This window comes from Rhodoferax sp., from assembly GCF_011391645.1.
GTDB lineage: Bacteria > Pseudomonadota > Gammaproteobacteria > Burkholderiales > Burkholderiaceae_C > Rhodoferax.
In genome coordinates this window covers 1-15,924 of the sequence record NZ_JAABQC010000007.1, presented here as the reverse complement: position 1 = coordinate 15,924, position 15,924 = coordinate 1, and the positions used below count along the sequence as shown (strand labels likewise).

Below are 15,924 nucleotides of genomic sequence, written 5' to 3'. Positions count from 1 at the left end.
TGTGCAGTGACCATGGCGGCGTTTCAGCCCGGCAGGCTGGCGGCATAAGTTTTGACTGCCCGCGCCAAAGCCGCCACGCCGCGGTGAATCTCGTCAACACTGGGCGTGACGAACGACAGGCGCAGGGTGCGCTCGTCGCCATGGTCGGCGTAAAAAGGCGCGCCGGGTACAAAGGCCACCCCTTGTTCCACGGCAAAGGGCAGCAAATCCACCGCGCTCATGCCTTTGGGCAGACGCGCCCACAGGAACATGCCGCCGGCGGGGGTGTTCCAGGTCAGCGTGTGGTCGGTGTCGCCGGACGGCATTTCGTGTTGCAGAGCCTCCAGCATGGCGTCGCGCTGAGATTTGTACAGCGCGCGAATGGTCGGCACATGGCGCTCCAGAAACCCGTCTTTCATGACTTCGGCCACCATGCGCTGGTTGAAACCGGGGCTGTGCAGGTCGGCGGCCTGCTTGGCCTGCAGCAGCTTGGGGTACACCGCCTTGGGCGCCACCACAAAGCCCAGTCGCAGGCCCGGCGCCAGCACCTTGGAGAATGAGCCCAGATAAATGCAGCCATCGGGGTTGCGGGCGGTCAGCGGCGCGGGCGGTGGCACATCGAACCACAGGTCGCCGTAGGGGTTGTCTTCAATCAGGGGCAGGCCGCGCTCGGTGGCCAGTGCGCTCAGGGCGGCCCGGCGACTCTCGGACATGGTGTTGCCGGTTGGGTTCTGAAAATTGGGCAGCACATACAGAAAACGGGCATCGTCCGCTTTTTGGGCCAGGTCGTCAATGTCCACGCCGTGCGCGTCGCTGGCCACACTCACCACCCTGGGTTCCATCGGAATGAAGGCCATGACCGCGCCCAGATAGGTGGGCGACTCGACCAGAATCTTGCTGTCGGCGTCAATCAGCACCTTGGCCACCAAATCGAGTCCCTGCTGAGAGCCAGTGGTGATCAGCACCTGTGTCGGGTCAACGCGCCATGGCAGCATGTCGGCCACCATCTCGCGCAGCGGCCCGTAGCCTTCGCTGGCGGCGTACTGCAGGGCCCCGGCCGGGTCGTCACGCAGCACTTTGGCGCAGGCGGCGTCAAACTCGGCCACCGGAAAGGTTTTGCTGGACGGCAGGCCGCCGGCAAAACTGATGATGCCCGGCTTTTCGGTGACCTTCAGGATTTCGCGGATGATCGAGGGGTTCATGCGTGCGGCGCGGCGCGCCAGATGCCAAGGGGAGTGGGAGTCGGTCATGAAGATTGCTTTGGTGAGCTGGAAAAAACCGGCGCTGGTGCAGAAAATCGCCTGCCTAAAAACACGGTGGTCATCACCGCCAGCGCAAAGGCCAATGTTACCCACTCCAGAGGCTCGCCCAAAATCGGAACGGCGGCCAGGATGCTCAGGAAGGGCTGCAGCAGTTGCGTCTGACTCACTTTCAGGGCGCCGCCCATGGCCATGCCACGGTACCAGGCAAAAAATCCCGCCCACATGGAAAACACGCCCACGTAGACCAGGCCCAGCCAGGCCGATGGGGCAACGCTGTGCGCCGGCCAGGTGAGCAGCGCGCCGGGCAAGGTGATGGGCAGCGCCATCACGCAGACCCAGCAAATGACGCGCTCTGCGCCCAGGGCGTGGGTGACCTGCGCGCCGTACACGTAGCCGGTGGAGGCGGCCAGCACGGCGCCCACCAGCAGCAAATCAGCCCACTCAAAACCAAAGCCATGCCCCAGCTGGTGGGCGCGCAGCAGTGAAAACACCACCACCAGCGCGCTGCCCAGCCCGGCACAGACCCAAAAACCAAGCCGCGCGCGCTGGTGCAGCACCCAGGCGGCAATCGCCGCCGTGGCCAGCGGCAGCAGCGCGGTGATCACGGCCGCGTGGCCAGACGTGACCTGGCGCAGCGCAAAACCCAGCAGCAGCGGGTAGCCGATGGCGTTGCCCAGCAGGGCCATGCCCAGTGACCTGCGTTGCGTGGCGGTGGGCAGCTTGGAGCGGGTCACCCCCAGGAACACCAGCGACAGCGCACCGGCCAACACGGCCCGCCCGAACGTGACAAACCAGGGTGACAGTTGGGGCGCCTCAGTTGTGCCGGTGGCCAGCCGCGTCATCGGCAGGGTCACCGCAAAGATGGCAACCCCCAGCACGCCCAGCCACATGCCAAGGGTTTCATGCTTTGTGGCGCTCATGGGCAGGGCACCGACATGGCCCAATGGGCGGCACTGCAGGCGTGCAAGGCGGTGGTGTCAAACAGGGGCAAGGCGCAGTCTGTGGCCTGAACCAGCAAGCCGATTTCGGTGCAGCCCAGAATGATGGCCTGCGCGCCTCGTGCGCCAAGTTCGGCAATCACGCGCTGGTAGTCCTGGCGCGAGCCAGCGTTGATCTGGCCCAGGCACAACTCCTGGTAAATGACCTGGTGCACCCGGTCGCGGTCGGCCTGGCCGGGTGTCAGAACAGTCAAGCCCTGTTGCTCGAGTCGCTGGCGATAGAAGTCCTGCTCCATGGTGAAGCGGGTGCCCAGCAGACCCACGGTGGTGTAACCGGCCTGCCGGATGGCCAAAGCGGTCGGGTCGGCAATGTGCAGCAGCGGGATGCCCACCGACGATGTGATCGCATCGGCCACCTTGTGCATGGTGTTGGTGCACAGCACCAGCGCGTCAGCACCGGCGCCTTCGAGTCTTTGCGCAACATCGGCGAGCAGGGCACCGGCCGCCTGCCACTGGCCGCTGGCTTGCAAATGCTCTACTTCTGCAAAGTCCACGCTGTACAAAACGATTTTGGCGGAATGCAGGCCGCCCAACCGGGCCTTGACGGTTTCATTGATCAGCCGGTAATACGGCACGGTCGATTCCCAACTCATGCCGCCGATCAGACCGAGGGTTTTCAGAGGGTAAGTTGTCATGGGCGAGTTCCCTTGTCTTTTGAGGTCGGTTCAGACCGTGGCCATCCACAGCGCCGTGGCCACCAGCACGCCGGCCATGCAGCGGTTGAACCAGCGCAGGCGCCGACCGCCATGGGCAGGGTCGGCCAGCCATTGGCGCAACAACGTGCCCACCAGCGCGTAGCAGAGGTTGCTGGCCAGGGCAAAGGCCAGCAGCAGCGGCAGCACCACCGCAAAGCGTTGCCACAGGTCGTCGCGCCCTGCCAGCCAGCCGGCCACCACGATGAGCGCCAGCATCCAGGCCTTGATGTTGAGAAACTGCAGCATCACGCCCTGCCAAAAGCTCACATTGAGCTGGCCGGCATTGGCCTGCGCCAGCTTGTGCGATTGCCAGAGCTTCCAGGCCAGCCAGAGCAGGTAGGCCACACCCGCGCCCTTGACGCCCAGGCGCAGCGGCGGCAGGCTTACCACCAGCGCGCCCACGCCGCCGGCGCACAGGACCAGCAGCAAGCCCCAGCCGACCGGCACCGCCAGCACAAAACGCATTGCCCGGCGCAGGCCATAGTTGGCGGCCAGCGCGGTGGACAGTGTGGTGTTGGGGCCAGGTGTGAAGCTCACTGCCGTGCACAGCATCAACAATGCGGTGATCTCGGCGCCGCTCATGGAATGGTCACCTCAGGCCCGTGGTGCGCAAGTGGACGCGGGGCGGGCGTCAGGCGCGGGTGGTGGAAAGCAAAACCGGGCGCCCTGGCGCGTCAGTGCACCACGACCGGGTTTTGCGCCAGTTCGGCGTATTGTTCCAGCGTGTGTTCCACTTCTTCCTGGGTTGGTGTGTTGTTTTGCCAAGCGGAAATTTGCTGTTGAAACAACTCAGCCCAGGAGCCGTCAAGGTACACCTCCTTGTTGGCGCGCTTGTCCACAATCTCGAAGCCGTGGCGCACCAGCTGCGGCACGATCAGCAACTGCTCGCCAGCCTTCATGTCGTCAGGCTGAACTTCAGCCGTGACGGCGTTGGCCAGCATGTGGGTGACCGAATAAGTGTCAGAGTCGTAGAGCGTGTGCATGCGTCAAATTATCCATGAATCCATATGGCCTTGAACTTGGTTACAAATTGGTCAATTTCAAGGGCTTGCAACGGCTTCTGAAGATTCCCATTTTTGGTCCGCATAGTCGCCATTGGATTCGGTGATGCGTGTGCGCACAGGCAGATAACCCAGCGCGGGAGCCAGCCAGACCTCCACCATCTGGCCGTAGAGCTCGCGTGGCTGGCGCACCAGTTTCAAGCCCAACTGCGGGCCGCCGGGCAAGTCCAGCGCCTCTGTCTCGCCAAAGGTAAACAGCCACGTCTCGCCATTGCGCGGACCAATGGTTTGCACGCTCAAGCTGGTGCCCGCGGGAAAGCTCTGCGGTGCGCTGGCAACCAGGGCGCCCAGCTGCAACAGCACGCTCAGGCGGTCCTGGGCGCCGGGCTGCAGCGCCAGTTCGGGGGTATTGGCGCTGAAGGTCACCACGCCCCGCTCGCGGTTGAAGTGGGCGGCCACCTCGCTGCGTGACTTGTCAGAAAACCGTTCCGGGGCGAGGCCATTTTGAACAATCTGGCCGCGGCTGGTCTGCACCCGCGACAGGCCAAAGGCACTGAAAGTCAGGCGCGCCTCGTAACTGAGTTCATGCTGCTGCCACAACAACTCGCTTTGCAGCATGTAGGGAAATTTGTTCGACTCCACCCGGTATTTCAGCTTGATGGAGGCCGGCAAGCTGGTGGGGTTGAAGACTGCCTCATTGGTTTTGGGCGGGGTTGCGGGCTCGGCGGCTGGCGCTGCATCGCCTGTGTCACCAGCCTGCCCGGCCGCAGCGGCAGGTGCGCTGGCCGGGTCAGCCGCAGGCTCGGGGCGACGGGCTTCAGTGGCCGCTGCCGATGGCAGGCTTGCCAGAGAGGCACCGCTGTCTGCCGGCACCTGCCCGTCTGGCATTGGCTGCGGAGCCACAGGAGTGGCTTTGGGCAGGGTGTCTGCGGATTTGGATTTGGATTTGGGTTTGCCCGTGATGGTGAGCGCCGCCTGTGGGGGTGCCGTGGCAGGTTCAGCAGGCAGAAACACCGTGCGGGTTTCAAAGGTGGAGGTGACTTGGTCGGGTGATGTGCGCAGGTTGACAGGCAGCCTTTGCAACAAGGCCAGGTGCACCAGCAGCACGGCCAGGGTCAGGGTCAGCCAGGCTTTCAGGGTCATGGCAGCGCCTCAGGCTTGTCTTGCGGCTCCAGCATTCACGACAATTGCACGACGAAGGTTTTGATGCCGCGCAGCAGCATCTCGATCGACACCGCCACCAGCACCAAGCCCATCAGGCGCTCCAGCGCCACCACAAAACGGTCACCGGCGACGCGCTGGATGCGCTCGGCCAGCACCAGCACCACGGCACTGACGCTCATGGTCACGCACAGCGCGGCGATCCATTCCAGCCGTTTCTCGGGCGCTTGCGAGACCAGCAACAGCACGGTGGCCAGCGCCGACGGACCGGCAATCGCGGGGATGGCCAGCGGCACGATCATCGGCTCGCCCAAAGGCTCCTCCGACTCCACCTTGGGGGGCGGGAAGATCATGCGCAGCGCGATCAAGAACAGAATCACGCCACCGCCAATCTGCAAGGAGAGCTCGCTGAGGTTCATCACCCGCAGAAAGCTCTCGCCGATGAACATGAAAGTCAGCAGCAGCAAAAAAGCGATCAGCACTTCGCGCAGGATCACGCGCGCGCGCCGCTCGGGCGCCACATGCTTGAGGGCGTTGGCAAAAATCGGGATGTTGCCGATCGGATCAGTGATCAGGATCAGCAAAATGGTGGCAGAGGCAAAGGTGTAGTTCATGCGCGCTGGAATGTCTGTCGGAGGTGACAGGATAGCAGGCTTGACTCCCGGCAGTTGTCTTGGCTGCGGGCGGGATCCCCCGGCGGCACCTTGCGATGGCTGCCGCGCGAGGAAACACACAGGTGGCGTCAACCGATTTTTCTGCGCACCAGGAAAAGCGACATGGTGGCAATGCGCACCAGGTTTTCTGCCACGCTGCCCATCATCATGCGTTCAAAGCCGCGTCGGCCATGGGTGCCAATCACGATCAGGTCGGCATCCCATTGTTGGGCTGCCCCCAAAATCATTTCTGCGACGCGTTTGTTTTCCGACTCAATCAGGATGTGATAAGGATCCAGATTCGCCTCCTTGGCCTTGGCCATGGCGTCTTCAAGCAGCGCCTCGGCCGCTCGGCGCATTCCGGCTTTCACCTCGTCGACATTGATCAAGGCGCCCATGCCCATGCTGTTCTGGCCCAGCGGGCCGGCGTCCAGAACAGTGCCGATGCACAGGCTCATGCCTGGCAGGCGGGCGAACTGAATGGCCTCGACCAGCGCGGACTGCGCCGTGGCACTGCCGTCGATGGCGACAAAAATACGTTTACACATGAATTAACTCCTGAAAAATGGAACGGGTCAAAGCTTGGCGGCCAGCATCATCGGGTCGGTGATGCCGAGGCCATAAATGGCGATCATGGTCAGCACACCCGCCATGACAAGGTAGTACAGCGTCGGGATGATGGTCATGCGCAGAATCGCGCCCTCGCGCCCAAGCAATCCCACCGTGGCCGAGGCCGCCACCACATTGTGAATGGCGATCATGTTGCCCGCGGCAGCCCCCACGGCCTGCACGGCCACCAGCATGGCACCGGAGACGCCGATAAGCTGGGCGGTGTCAAACTGGAACTGCGCCATCATCAGGTTGGAGACCGTGTTTGAGCCGGCGATGAAGGCGCCCAGCGCTCCCACCGATGGTGCAAAGAACGGATAGATGCTGCCCACGCTGCTGGCCACGAGTTCGGCCATGGCGCGCGGCATGGAGGGCAGGTCGGCCATGTTGACGCCCGAGTTGATCAGAATACGCACCATCGGGATGGTGAACATCAGCACAAAGCCGGCACCAAGCAAGGTGCGTGACGACTCACTCACCGCGGCCTTGAGCTCCGAGAACTTCATGCGTTGCAGCAAATAAGTGGCCAGCACCACCATGATCATGATGCCGCCCGGCAGGTACAGAAACTCGATGCTGCCCGACAAACCGGTTTCGCCCAGGATATTTTTCCAGCTCAGAACCAGATTTTTCGTAAAGAAGGCTTTCACATCGGTGTTGACGCGCGACAGCACCAGCAAGCCAGCCAGCAACAGGTAGGGCAGCCAGGCCAGGCCGACCGACATGGGGGCCTTGGCGGTGAGTTGGTCGAGCTTGATCTCGATGCTGCCCATCCACAGGTGGGACCACTCTTTGGGGTCAGCAAAGTCCCACGACTTTTTGGGCACCAAAAAGCCCATCTTGGCAGCGGGCACCACAATCGCCAGGCCCACCAGAGCGCCGATGATTGACGGAAATTCCGGGCCCAAAAAGACACCAGCCGCCGCATAAGGCAGCACAAAGGCCAGACCCCCAAAGATGGCAAACGGGGCAATCGCCAGGCCTTCGCGCCATGACTTGTTGCGGCCAAAAAAGCGCGTCAGCATGGCGCACATCAGCAACGGAATCATGAAACCGATCAGCGCATGGGTGATGGCGACTTCCGAGGTGATCAGCCGGTAAAAAACCTCCCAATCGGAACCCTTGGTCAGCAGCTGGGCCGAGATGCCGGCCTTGTCCAGACCGCCGGTCACGCCCACCACAATGGGCGTGCCCACCGCGCCAAAGGACACCGGGGTGGACTGCACCATCATGCCCAGCATGACTGCGCCCATGGCCGGAAAGCCCAGCGCCACCAGCAACGGCGCTGCCACCGCAGCCGGTGTGCCAAAGCCGGAGGCGCCTTCAATGAAGCAGCCAAACAGCCAGGCCACGATGATGACCTGCACCCGGCGATCCGGGCTGATGTTGGCAAAGCCACCGCGAATCGCCTTGATGGCACCCGAATGCTTCAAGGTGTTGAGCAGCAAAATGGCACCAAATATGATCCACAGCACCGCGCCGGTCAGGATCAGGCCCTGCAAGATGGACGCGATCACGCGGTTGGCCGACATGCCCCAGGCGCCCAGGGCAATCGCCACGCTGAGGATCAGCACCGCCGGCATGGCGCGTTTGGCCGGCCAGTTAAAACCCACCAACAGCACCGCTGCCAGCACCAGTGGTGCAAAGGCCAGCAAAGAAAGCAAAGTTTGATTCATGAGGGCCTCCTGCAAGTTGCAGTTTGTGGATGGAAGTGAATGGCGCGCCAGTGGTGCATGATGAAAGTCTCCTTGTTGTAAAAAATGGAAAGGCGGTGGCTTGAAAAAGGGATTAACAGCTCGTCGTTGCGTCAACCCGGCTGCATTCTTCAAGCAGATAGGCGATCGAGTGGTAGGGGCGGCCGGTCTCGGCGGTCAGACCGATTTCGCAGGTGCGGTTGGTGGACACACCTTCGCAGCAGTTGCTTGGCAAGGCGTCGTGCACTTTGCGCAGCGCATGCACATTGAGTTCTGGCACGGCAAAGCCGCGGTCGCCGCCAAAGCCGCAGCAGGTGATGCCGGCGGGCTCGATGACCTGCTCCACGCAGGCCGCCAGCACGCGGCGCAATTTGGCGTCCGATCCGGTGCGACGCACGCTGCAATTGATGTGCAGCGCAATCGGCCCCGGTTTTTTGGCGAGGTACAGGCGCGGCAACAAGGCATCGTGGGCGAACTCGTGAAAGTCGAGCAGTGCCAGCCCGCTGCCGGCGAGTTTCTTCTGCATGCGCACCGAGCAGGTGCTGGCATCCATGATGACCGGGTAGAAGCCGCCCTGGCCGTCGTCAGCGGCTTTTAACAGTGCCTGTGTCACCGCATCGCTCATGGCGTCGGCTTCTTCAGCCATGCCCTTGCTTTCGAGCATCTGGCCACAGCACAGTTTGTCAAAACCCTCGGGCAGGATCGGTGCGTAACCGGCGCGCACCAGCAGTTCCATGATGACTTCGGGCAGGGTGGGCTCAGCGGCGCTGTTGGCGCCAAAGATGCGTCCGCCGCAGGCCGGGAAGTACACCACCGGGTCACCCTCGCCAGCGTAGGGCGCGGGCGCTTTGCCAGCCTGGGGCATGCCGCGTTTCCACTTGCCGCCCGACAGTTTGGCCAGCCAGTTGTCGCCCACCACGCTGGCGGCCACTTGCCCCAGGCCAATGCCCAGGCGTGAGGCGGTGGCCACCTTGCCAAAGTTGTCAACCGTCCATTCCCCCACCTTGCGTGAGCCCGAACCCATGCCGCGCCCGCGCAGCAGCCGGGTCAGCGCGCCGGTGTCAATGCCCACCGGGCATGCGGTGGAGCACAGTCCACACCCGGCGCAGGTGTCCAGGCCAAAGTAGGCAAAGTCGGCTTCCAGGTCGGCCACGCTCTCGCCTGCCGCTGTGCGGCGCGACAGCTCGCGCCAGCTCACAATGCGCTGGCGCGGTGACAGCGTGAGCCGGTGCGACGGGCACAGCGGCTCGCAAAAACCACACTCGATGCAGCGGTCAACCATCTCCTCGGCGGCTGGCATGGGCTTCAGGTGTTTCAGGTGCGCTAGCGGGTCGTCGTTCAGGATGACGCCGGGGTTGAGCAAATTTTGCGGGTCAAAGAGTTGCTTGATACGGCGCATCAAATCGGTGGCCTGGGTGCCCCATTCCTTCTCGACAAACGGCGCCATGTTGCGCCCGGTGCCATGCTCGGCCTTGAGCGAGCCGTCGTATTTGTCCACCACCAGCTCTGCCACGTCGTCCATGAAGCTTGCATAGCGGTCAATTTCAAGTTGCGTGGAGAAGTCCTGTGTGAAGACAAAGTGCACATTGCCTTCCAGCGCATGGCCAAAGATGATGCCCTCGGTGTAGCCGTGCTTGCGCATCAGCGCCTGAATATCCAGCACCGCATTGGCCAGCGATTCAAGCGGAAATGCCACGTCTTCAATGATCACCGTGGTGCCGGTGCGGCGCATCGCCCCCACCGACGGGTAAGTGCCCTTGCGCACTTTCCAGTACATGTCGCAGGTGGCGGGGTCAATGGAAAACGTGGGTGGCTCAATGGTTGCGATGCCTTCCAAAGCGGCCATGGCGGCGTCCATGCGCAGTTGCAGCGCCACCGCCGTTTCAGCGCGCACCTCGATCAGCAGGGCGGCAGCCTCGTCGCCCAGGCTGCGCATGATGGGTGGCAAACCAGGTTTGTCCTGCACCGAGCGCAGGGCGGCGCGGTCGAGCAGTTCGACCGCCGCGACTTGTTTGGTTTTGAGGCCAATGACCGCCTGGCAGGCGATCTGGATGCCTGGAAAAAACACCAGCGCGCTGGCCTTGAACGGGTCTTCGGCCACCGTCTGGTAGGTGATGCGCGAGATAAACCCCAGCGTGCCCTCGGAGCCAATCATCAGGTGCGCCAGGATGTCGATCGGGTCACAGTAGTCCACCAGCGCATTCAGGCTGTAGCCGGTGGTGTTTTTGATTTTGTATTTATGGCGAATGCGCGCGGCCAAGGCCTCGTTGGCGCGGGTGCTGGCCCCCAGGTATTGCAGTTCGTCCACCAGGGTGGCGTGGCTTTGCCGAAAACTTGCCACGCTGAACGGGTCTTCGGTGTCAAGCAGCGTGCCGTCGCCCAGCACCACGCGCATGCCAGCCAGCGTGCGGTAGCTGTTTTGAGCCGTGCCGCAGCACATGCCGGAGGCGTTGTTGGCGGCAATGCCGCCGATCTTGCTGGCGTTGATGGAGGCCGGGTCGGGTCCAATCTTGCGCCCGTGGGGGCTGAGGCGAAAGTTCACCTCGCCGCCAATCATGCCCGGGCCGGCGCGCACCGTGGCGGCATCCGGACCAATCTCGCAGGTGGCAAAACCCTCGCCAATCAGCGCCAGCACACTGTCTGTGACGGCTTGGCCTGACAGGCTGGTGCCCGCTGCGCGAAAGGTCACCGGGCGGCCCAGCCTGCCGAGTGTTTGCAGCAGCGCCTGCACCTCTTGCTCGGACTCGACCACTGCCACCACCTCAGGCGTGAGACGGTAAAAACTGGCATCGGTGCCGTAGGCGAGCCGCCGCAGCGGGTCGCTGATCACCTGCTTGGACGGCAAGATGCGCGCCAGCACATCTGTCAATTGGCTCATGGTTTGTCTCCTGAATTCTTATGTTGGTAAAGTGGTATTACCAAACAACGACTGTAACCCCTTGCATTTTTGAAAAAACTAGGGTTTACCCTGGCCATTTGTGTGCAATTTTCAAGCATCAGTTGAAATATCATGCAAGTGGTCTTACCATTTATTGCCTTATGACTCCTCTGCGCCCTGTTGTTGTTCGCCTGGCCGACTCCGTGGCCAGTGAACTCGAAAAAAGAATTCTCGAAGGCTCGCTCAAGCCGGGCAACCGCTTGCCGTCTGAGCGAACGCTGGCGCTCGACCTGGGTGTGTCGCGCCCGTCGCTGCGCGAGGCAATGCAAAAACTGGTGTCCAAGGGCTTGCTGACCACGCGCCATGGGGGCGGCACTTTTGTCACTGACCGGCTGCAGGCGCACTTTGTCGACCCCTGGCAAGACATGCTCAAGGACAATCCCCTGCTGCACCGCGACCTGCTGGAATTTCGTCAAATGCTGGAGAGCCAGGCGGCATCACTCGCCGCCGACCGGGCCACTGATGCCGACATCAGCCGCCTGGACGCAGCCTTTGCGGCGCTGGAGGACAGTTACACCCGCGATGATTTGGCAAACTGTATTGACGCCGACGTGACTTTTCACCAAGCGGTGGCCGAGGCTTCGCACAACGTGCTGATCGGCCACCTGACGGCCAGCCTGATGCGGGTGATCCATGGCCATGTGTCCAATAATCTGGAGCATCTGCATGCGCGACCGCAGCGTTGGAACCAGTTGCGCTCGCAGCACCGGGCCATCTGGCAAGCCATTCGGGAGCACAACCCGCAACAGGCGGCGCTGGCCGCCAGCGAACACATTGACTTTGTGCGCCAGGGCATCGAGGACAAAGCGCTGGACGAGGAGCGGCGCGCCAGTGCGCTCAGACGCAAGGGTGAACCAGCGGCACTTTAGTCAGGTGGCGTACACGGCGTCGAGCGCGGCAAAGCCCTTGATCTCGATCGGGTTGCCAAACGGGTCACAAAAAAACATGGTCCATTGCTCCCCCGGCTGACCGGCAAAGCGTATTTGTGGCTCCAGGATGAAGTCGATCTGCGCGGCTTGCAGCCGTTGCGCCAGTGCCTGCCAGTCGGGCAGTGCCAGCACCAGGCCAAAGTGCGGCATCGGCACCAGGTGCTCACCCACATGGCCGGTGGCGGCTGTCTTGAAGGGCTCGCCCAGATGCATCGAGAGCTGGTGGCCAAAGAAATCAAAATCGACCCAGGTGGCGGTGCTGCGGCCCTCTTGGCAACCCAGCACGCCGCCGTAAAACTGGCGCGTCTGGTCAAGGTTGGTCACGTTGAAGGCGAGGTGAAATAGGCTGTTCATGGGCCACAGGATAGCAGGCCGGCGCCGCCGAAGCCAATGTCATAATCGCGCCCCATGAGCTTTCTGCAAACCCTGCGCAACACACCCTGGCTCGCCAAACTGGCGTTGCTGTGGTTTGCCTTGACGCTGGGGGCAGCCGTGGCCTCGCCCATGGTCAACCCGCAGCAGGAACTGGTGATTTGCACCGGCGCAGGTATGCTCAGGGTGGTGCTGGCCGATGACGGCATGGTGACCACCGCAGCCGCCGACGCGGGGGACGCGCTGTTTTGCCCGCTGTGCATGGTGGGCGGTGCACCGGTGCTGTTTGCGGCGAACACGGTGGCACCACCGCACCCGTTGAGCCATGTGCTCAAAAGTATTCCGGCGGCACACATTGCCGCCCTCACCGCTGCGCCGCCGCCTGCGCGCGGGCCACCCCAAGCCTGAATGCCCTGATTTTCAGGGCGCCTGGCGCACGTTGCGCTTTGGCTGGAGGCAGATTGATTCAATGGTTCAGGTTGCGTGCTTGAGCACCACGCTGTGTTGGCTTGTTGCCGCACTGCCCCGAATTGCGCGGATTATTGCTATTTAAGTAATAGCAATAATCGGTGAATTTGAAAAGGTCTGGAACTCTATTTTGTTTGTCAACCCTGGTCGCTTCGACCCGTTAACCCTAAAGGAATTCCCATGAAATTGACACCATTCGTGACCGCCATTGCCCTGGTGGCTGCAAGCTTGAGCGCTTATGCCGCTGGCGAACCCATTGAGGTGCAAAACGCCTGGGCGCGCGCCACCGTCAAGGGCCAAATGGCCACTGGCGCGTTCATGACGCTTACCGCCAAGGAGGGCGCCAGACTGGTTGGCGCAGCGTCTCCAGTGGCTGGCGTGGCGCAGGTGCATGAAATGAAGATGGACAACGGCATCATGAAAATGGCCGAGGTCAAAGGTGGTCTGGAACTGCCTGCTGGCAAGCCAGTCGAACTCAAGCCCGGTGGTTTTCATGTCATGCTGATGGATCTGAAAGAACCGTTGGTGAAAGACAGCACCGTGCCAGTCACCTTGCTGTTCAAGGACGCCAAGGGTGTCGAGAGCAAGGTTGAGCTGAAAATGCCGGTGGCCATGGCGGCCCCCGGCGGCAGCGGCAAGCCCCCCGTCATGGACCATTCCATGCACGGTATGCCGGCCGCAAAACCAATGGGCAAGCCGTAAGCCAGGCCGCAATTCGTTCCGGTTGAGCCCAGGCCCGCGTTCTCACTTTTCTTGCGCGTCGCCTGAGCTGCATCCGCGCAGCCCAGATCTGAGCGCTGCGCGCCAGCCCATTTTTGGGCCCTATGGTAAAGGCATTTGTGCCATTGCCTGTATTTTCAATGCTTTCAGAAAATCACCATGTCAGCCCTCAAACTCAACGAATTCACCCGTGCCATGGCGCTGGCCATTCCCGCGCTGTGCCTGCACTGCGGCCATGGGCTGGCGCAAGAGGCAGTTGCCGCCACGCTGCCTGCCATGACCGTCACCGCCAGCAAAATCACGCCGCTCCCAGCCAGCGCATCGGTTGACAAGACCAGCCTGGCACCCAAACTGGCGGCCACCAACGACACCGCCAGCTTGCTGTCGGATATCCCGGGCCTGAGCCTGAACGGCGCGGGCGGTGTCTCAAGCCTGCCCGCCATCAACGGTCTGGCCGATGACCGGCTGCGCATCAAGGTTGACGGCATGGACCTGATTGCCTCATGCCCAAACCATATGAACCCGGCGCTGTCCTACCTCGACCCGACCAGCGTGGGCCTGCTCAAGGTGTATGCGGGCATCGCACCGGTCAGCAGCGGGGGTGACAGCATTGGCGGCACCATCATTGCCGAGTCGCTTGCCCCCGAGTTCGCCGAGCCTGGACAAAAAGCGATCACCAAGGGTGAGTTGGGCACCTTCTACCGCAGCAACAACAGCGCCAGCGGTGCCAACCTGTCGGCCACCTATGCCACGCAAGCGTTCAACATCAGTTACAGCGGGGCGACCAGCAAAGCTGGCAATTACAGCGCCGGCGCCGATTTCAAAACCTATGACTTCACCGGCCGCCCGGGCCACAGCTTGGCGCGCGAAGAAGTTGGTTCCACCGCCTATGAAACCCGCAATCACGCGCTCGGGCTGGCGTTCAAAAATGACGACCACCTGTTTGAAGCCAGGCTGGGCATCCAGGACATGCCGTTCCAGCTCTACCCGAACCAGCGGATGGACATGCTCTACAACAAGCAGAGCAGCCTGAACCTGCGCTATCTCGGTCAGTTTGACTGGGGCTCACTGGAGGCGCGCGCCTACCAGGAGAATGTGGACCACTTCATGGACTTTGGTCCGGACAAGCGCTATTGGTACGGCACGGCTTCCGGCGGTGGCACCGCGCTCAACGGCACACCCTGCAGCCTGATCAGCAGCGCCTGCGCTGCGGGCATGCCGATGTACACCGAGGGCAAAACCACCGGCGTGAGCGTCAAAGCCGATGTCGCCCTGACCCCGCAAGATCTGCTCCGTGTGGGTGCTGAACTGCAGCAGTACCGCAACAACGACTGGTGGCCGCCCTCAGGCGCTGGCATGTTTCCGGGTACTTTCTGGAATATCAAAGACGGCGAGCGTGACCGCACGGCGCTCTTTGCCGAATGGGAAGCACGCAAGAGCGCGCAGTGGATGACGCTGCTGGGCGCCCGCGTGGAGCAGGTCAGGATGAATGCCGGCGATGTGCGCGGTTACAGCACAGCGACGACTGCCATGGGATTCCAGGCGCGTGACGCGGCTGCCTTCAACGCACAGGATCACAGCAGCACCGACATCAATGTCGATCTGACGGCCCTTGCCAAGTACACCGCCAATAACAATTACGACATCGAATTCGGGTATGCCCACAAGGTGCGGTCGCCCAATGTCTATGAGCGCTTCCCCTGGACGACCTGGCAGATGGCCGCCCTGATGAACAACTTTGTCGGTGACGGCAATGGTTATGTGGGCAACCTCAGCCTCAGGTCTGAGGCTGCCAACACCCTGAGCGCCACCTTTGACTGGCATGCCACAGACGGCAGATGGGCCTTCAAGGTCACGCCGTTCTACACCCAGGTGGACGACTACATTGACGCTGTGCAGTGGAACGCCACTACCAACGCCCCTGCCACCAACCTGGTCACAGAGAAGTTCAGCGTGCTGAAGTACATGAACCAGTCGGCACGGCTTTATGGCGTGAACCTGTCGGGCCACATGCCGCTGACCAAAACAGCGGCTGGTGACATCGGCCTCAAAGGTTTGCTTAACTACACCCGTGGCAGCAACGAAACCACCGGGGGGAACCTGTACAACATCATGCCTTTGAACGCCAAACTGGCCGTGACGCACTCCACGGGCGGCTGGGCCAACAGCGCCGAGTTGGTCGTGGTCAACGCCAAAGACGATGTGTCTGCCATGCGTAACGAGATCAAGACCCCTGGCTACAGTCTGGTCAACCTGCGCGGCAGCTACGCCTGGACCAAAGTGCGGGTTGATGTTGGCGTGGAAAACCTGTTTGACAAGTTTTACTACCTGACCACGGGGGGTGCGTACACCGGCCAGGGCACCACCATGGCCAACCCGTCGCTGCCCAACTACCCGCAGTGGGGCACCGCCGTGCCGGGCATGGGACGCTCGGTCTATGTTGGC

Annotated in this window: 15 protein-coding genes; 4 read left to right on the top strand and 11 right to left on the bottom strand. The window is 62.2% G+C overall.

The annotated features are described in order from the left end of the window. Nucleotides 1-23: 23 nt before the first annotated feature. The 10 genes from GPS82_RS01910 to GPS82_RS01865 all read right to left on the bottom strand — a co-directional run bounded on the left by GPS82_RS01910 (nucleotide 24) and on the right by GPS82_RS01865 (nucleotide 10,930). Nucleotides 24-1,229: a PLP-dependent aminotransferase family protein gene (locus GPS82_RS01910; RefSeq protein WP_296490482.1), complete on the bottom strand. Its 1,206-nt coding sequence runs from the start codon at nucleotides 1,227-1,229 to the stop codon at nucleotides 24-26. Next, the gene (locus GPS82_RS01905) at nucleotides 1,226-2,161 is read right to left on the bottom strand and encodes a DMT family transporter (RefSeq protein WP_296490481.1); all 936 of its coding nucleotides are present in this window, start codon (nucleotides 2,159-2,161) and stop codon (nucleotides 1,226-1,228) included. The genes GPS82_RS01910 and GPS82_RS01905 overlap by 4 nt, the downstream gene beginning before the upstream one ends. After that, entirely contained in the window at nucleotides 2,158-2,874 is a 717-nt protein-coding gene (locus tag GPS82_RS01900) for an aspartate/glutamate racemase family protein (protein WP_296490480.1), read from the bottom strand. The genes GPS82_RS01905 and GPS82_RS01900 overlap by 4 nt, the downstream gene beginning before the upstream one ends. Nucleotides 2,875-2,904: 30 nt before the next feature. Beyond that, entirely contained in the window at nucleotides 2,905-3,516 is a 612-nt protein-coding gene (locus tag GPS82_RS01895; RefSeq protein ID WP_296490479.1) for a LysE family translocator, read from the bottom strand. A 92-nt stretch (nucleotides 3,517-3,608) separates the two neighbouring features. Continuing rightward, nucleotides 3,609-3,917 carry a DUF3567 domain-containing protein gene (locus GPS82_RS01890; RefSeq protein ID WP_296490477.1) on the bottom strand — a complete coding sequence of 103 codons (309 nt, stop codon included), beginning with the start codon at nucleotides 3,915-3,917 and terminating at the stop codon, nucleotides 3,609-3,611. Nucleotides 3,918-3,974: 57 nt separating this feature from the next. Next, nucleotides 3,975-5,078: a DUF3108 domain-containing protein gene (locus GPS82_RS01885; protein WP_296490476.1), complete on the bottom strand. Its 1,104-nt coding sequence runs from the start codon at nucleotides 5,076-5,078 to the stop codon at nucleotides 3,975-3,977. Between the two features lie 35 nt (nucleotides 5,079-5,113). Beyond that, entirely contained in the window at nucleotides 5,114-5,710 is a 597-nt protein-coding gene (locus GPS82_RS01880) for a MarC family protein (protein ID WP_296490475.1), read from the bottom strand. Between the two features lie 128 nt (nucleotides 5,711-5,838). After that, a complete protein-coding gene (locus GPS82_RS01875; RefSeq protein ID WP_296490474.1) occupies nucleotides 5,839-6,297 on the bottom strand; it encodes a universal stress protein in 459 nt (152 codons plus the stop codon). A 27-nt stretch (nucleotides 6,298-6,324) separates the two neighbouring features. Next, a complete protein-coding gene (locus GPS82_RS01870) occupies nucleotides 6,325-8,034 on the bottom strand; it encodes an L-lactate permease (RefSeq protein ID WP_296490473.1) in 1,710 nt (569 codons plus the stop codon). 112 nt (nucleotides 8,035-8,146) lie between these two features. Then, nucleotides 8,147-10,930, bottom strand: a complete 2,784-nt coding sequence (locus GPS82_RS01865; RefSeq protein WP_296490472.1) for an FAD-binding and (Fe-S)-binding domain-containing protein — start codon at nucleotides 10,928-10,930, stop codon at nucleotides 8,147-8,149. A 161-nt stretch (nucleotides 10,931-11,091) separates the two neighbouring features. Here GPS82_RS01865 and GPS82_RS01860 point away from each other — a divergent pair, with 161 nt between their 5' ends. Next, nucleotides 11,092-11,859 (top strand): FCD domain-containing protein, encoded by a 768-nt coding sequence (locus GPS82_RS01860; protein ID WP_296490471.1) that lies wholly within the window; start codon nucleotides 11,092-11,094, stop codon nucleotides 11,857-11,859. Here the strand turns inward: GPS82_RS01860 and GPS82_RS01855 are convergent, their stop codons facing one another. Further along, entirely contained in the window at nucleotides 11,860-12,273 is a 414-nt protein-coding gene (locus tag GPS82_RS01855) for a VOC family protein (protein ID WP_296490470.1), read from the bottom strand. A 54-nt stretch (nucleotides 12,274-12,327) separates the two neighbouring features. Here GPS82_RS01855 and GPS82_RS01850 point away from each other — a divergent pair, with 54 nt between their 5' ends. The 3 genes from GPS82_RS01850 to GPS82_RS01840 all read left to right on the top strand — a co-directional run. Further along, the gene (locus tag GPS82_RS01850) at nucleotides 12,328-12,699 is read left to right on the top strand and encodes a DUF2946 family protein (RefSeq protein ID WP_296490468.1); all 372 of its coding nucleotides are present in this window, start codon (nucleotides 12,328-12,330) and stop codon (nucleotides 12,697-12,699) included. Nucleotides 12,700-12,939: 240 nt separating this feature from the next. Further along, nucleotides 12,940-13,461 (top strand): copper chaperone PCu(A)C, encoded by a 522-nt coding sequence (locus GPS82_RS01845; RefSeq protein ID WP_296490466.1) that lies wholly within the window; start codon nucleotides 12,940-12,942, stop codon nucleotides 13,459-13,461. Between the two features lie 177 nt (nucleotides 13,462-13,638). Next, the coding region (locus tag GPS82_RS01840; protein ID WP_296490464.1) for a TonB-dependent receptor at nucleotides 13,639-15,924 on the top strand (2,286 nt) is incomplete at its 3' end.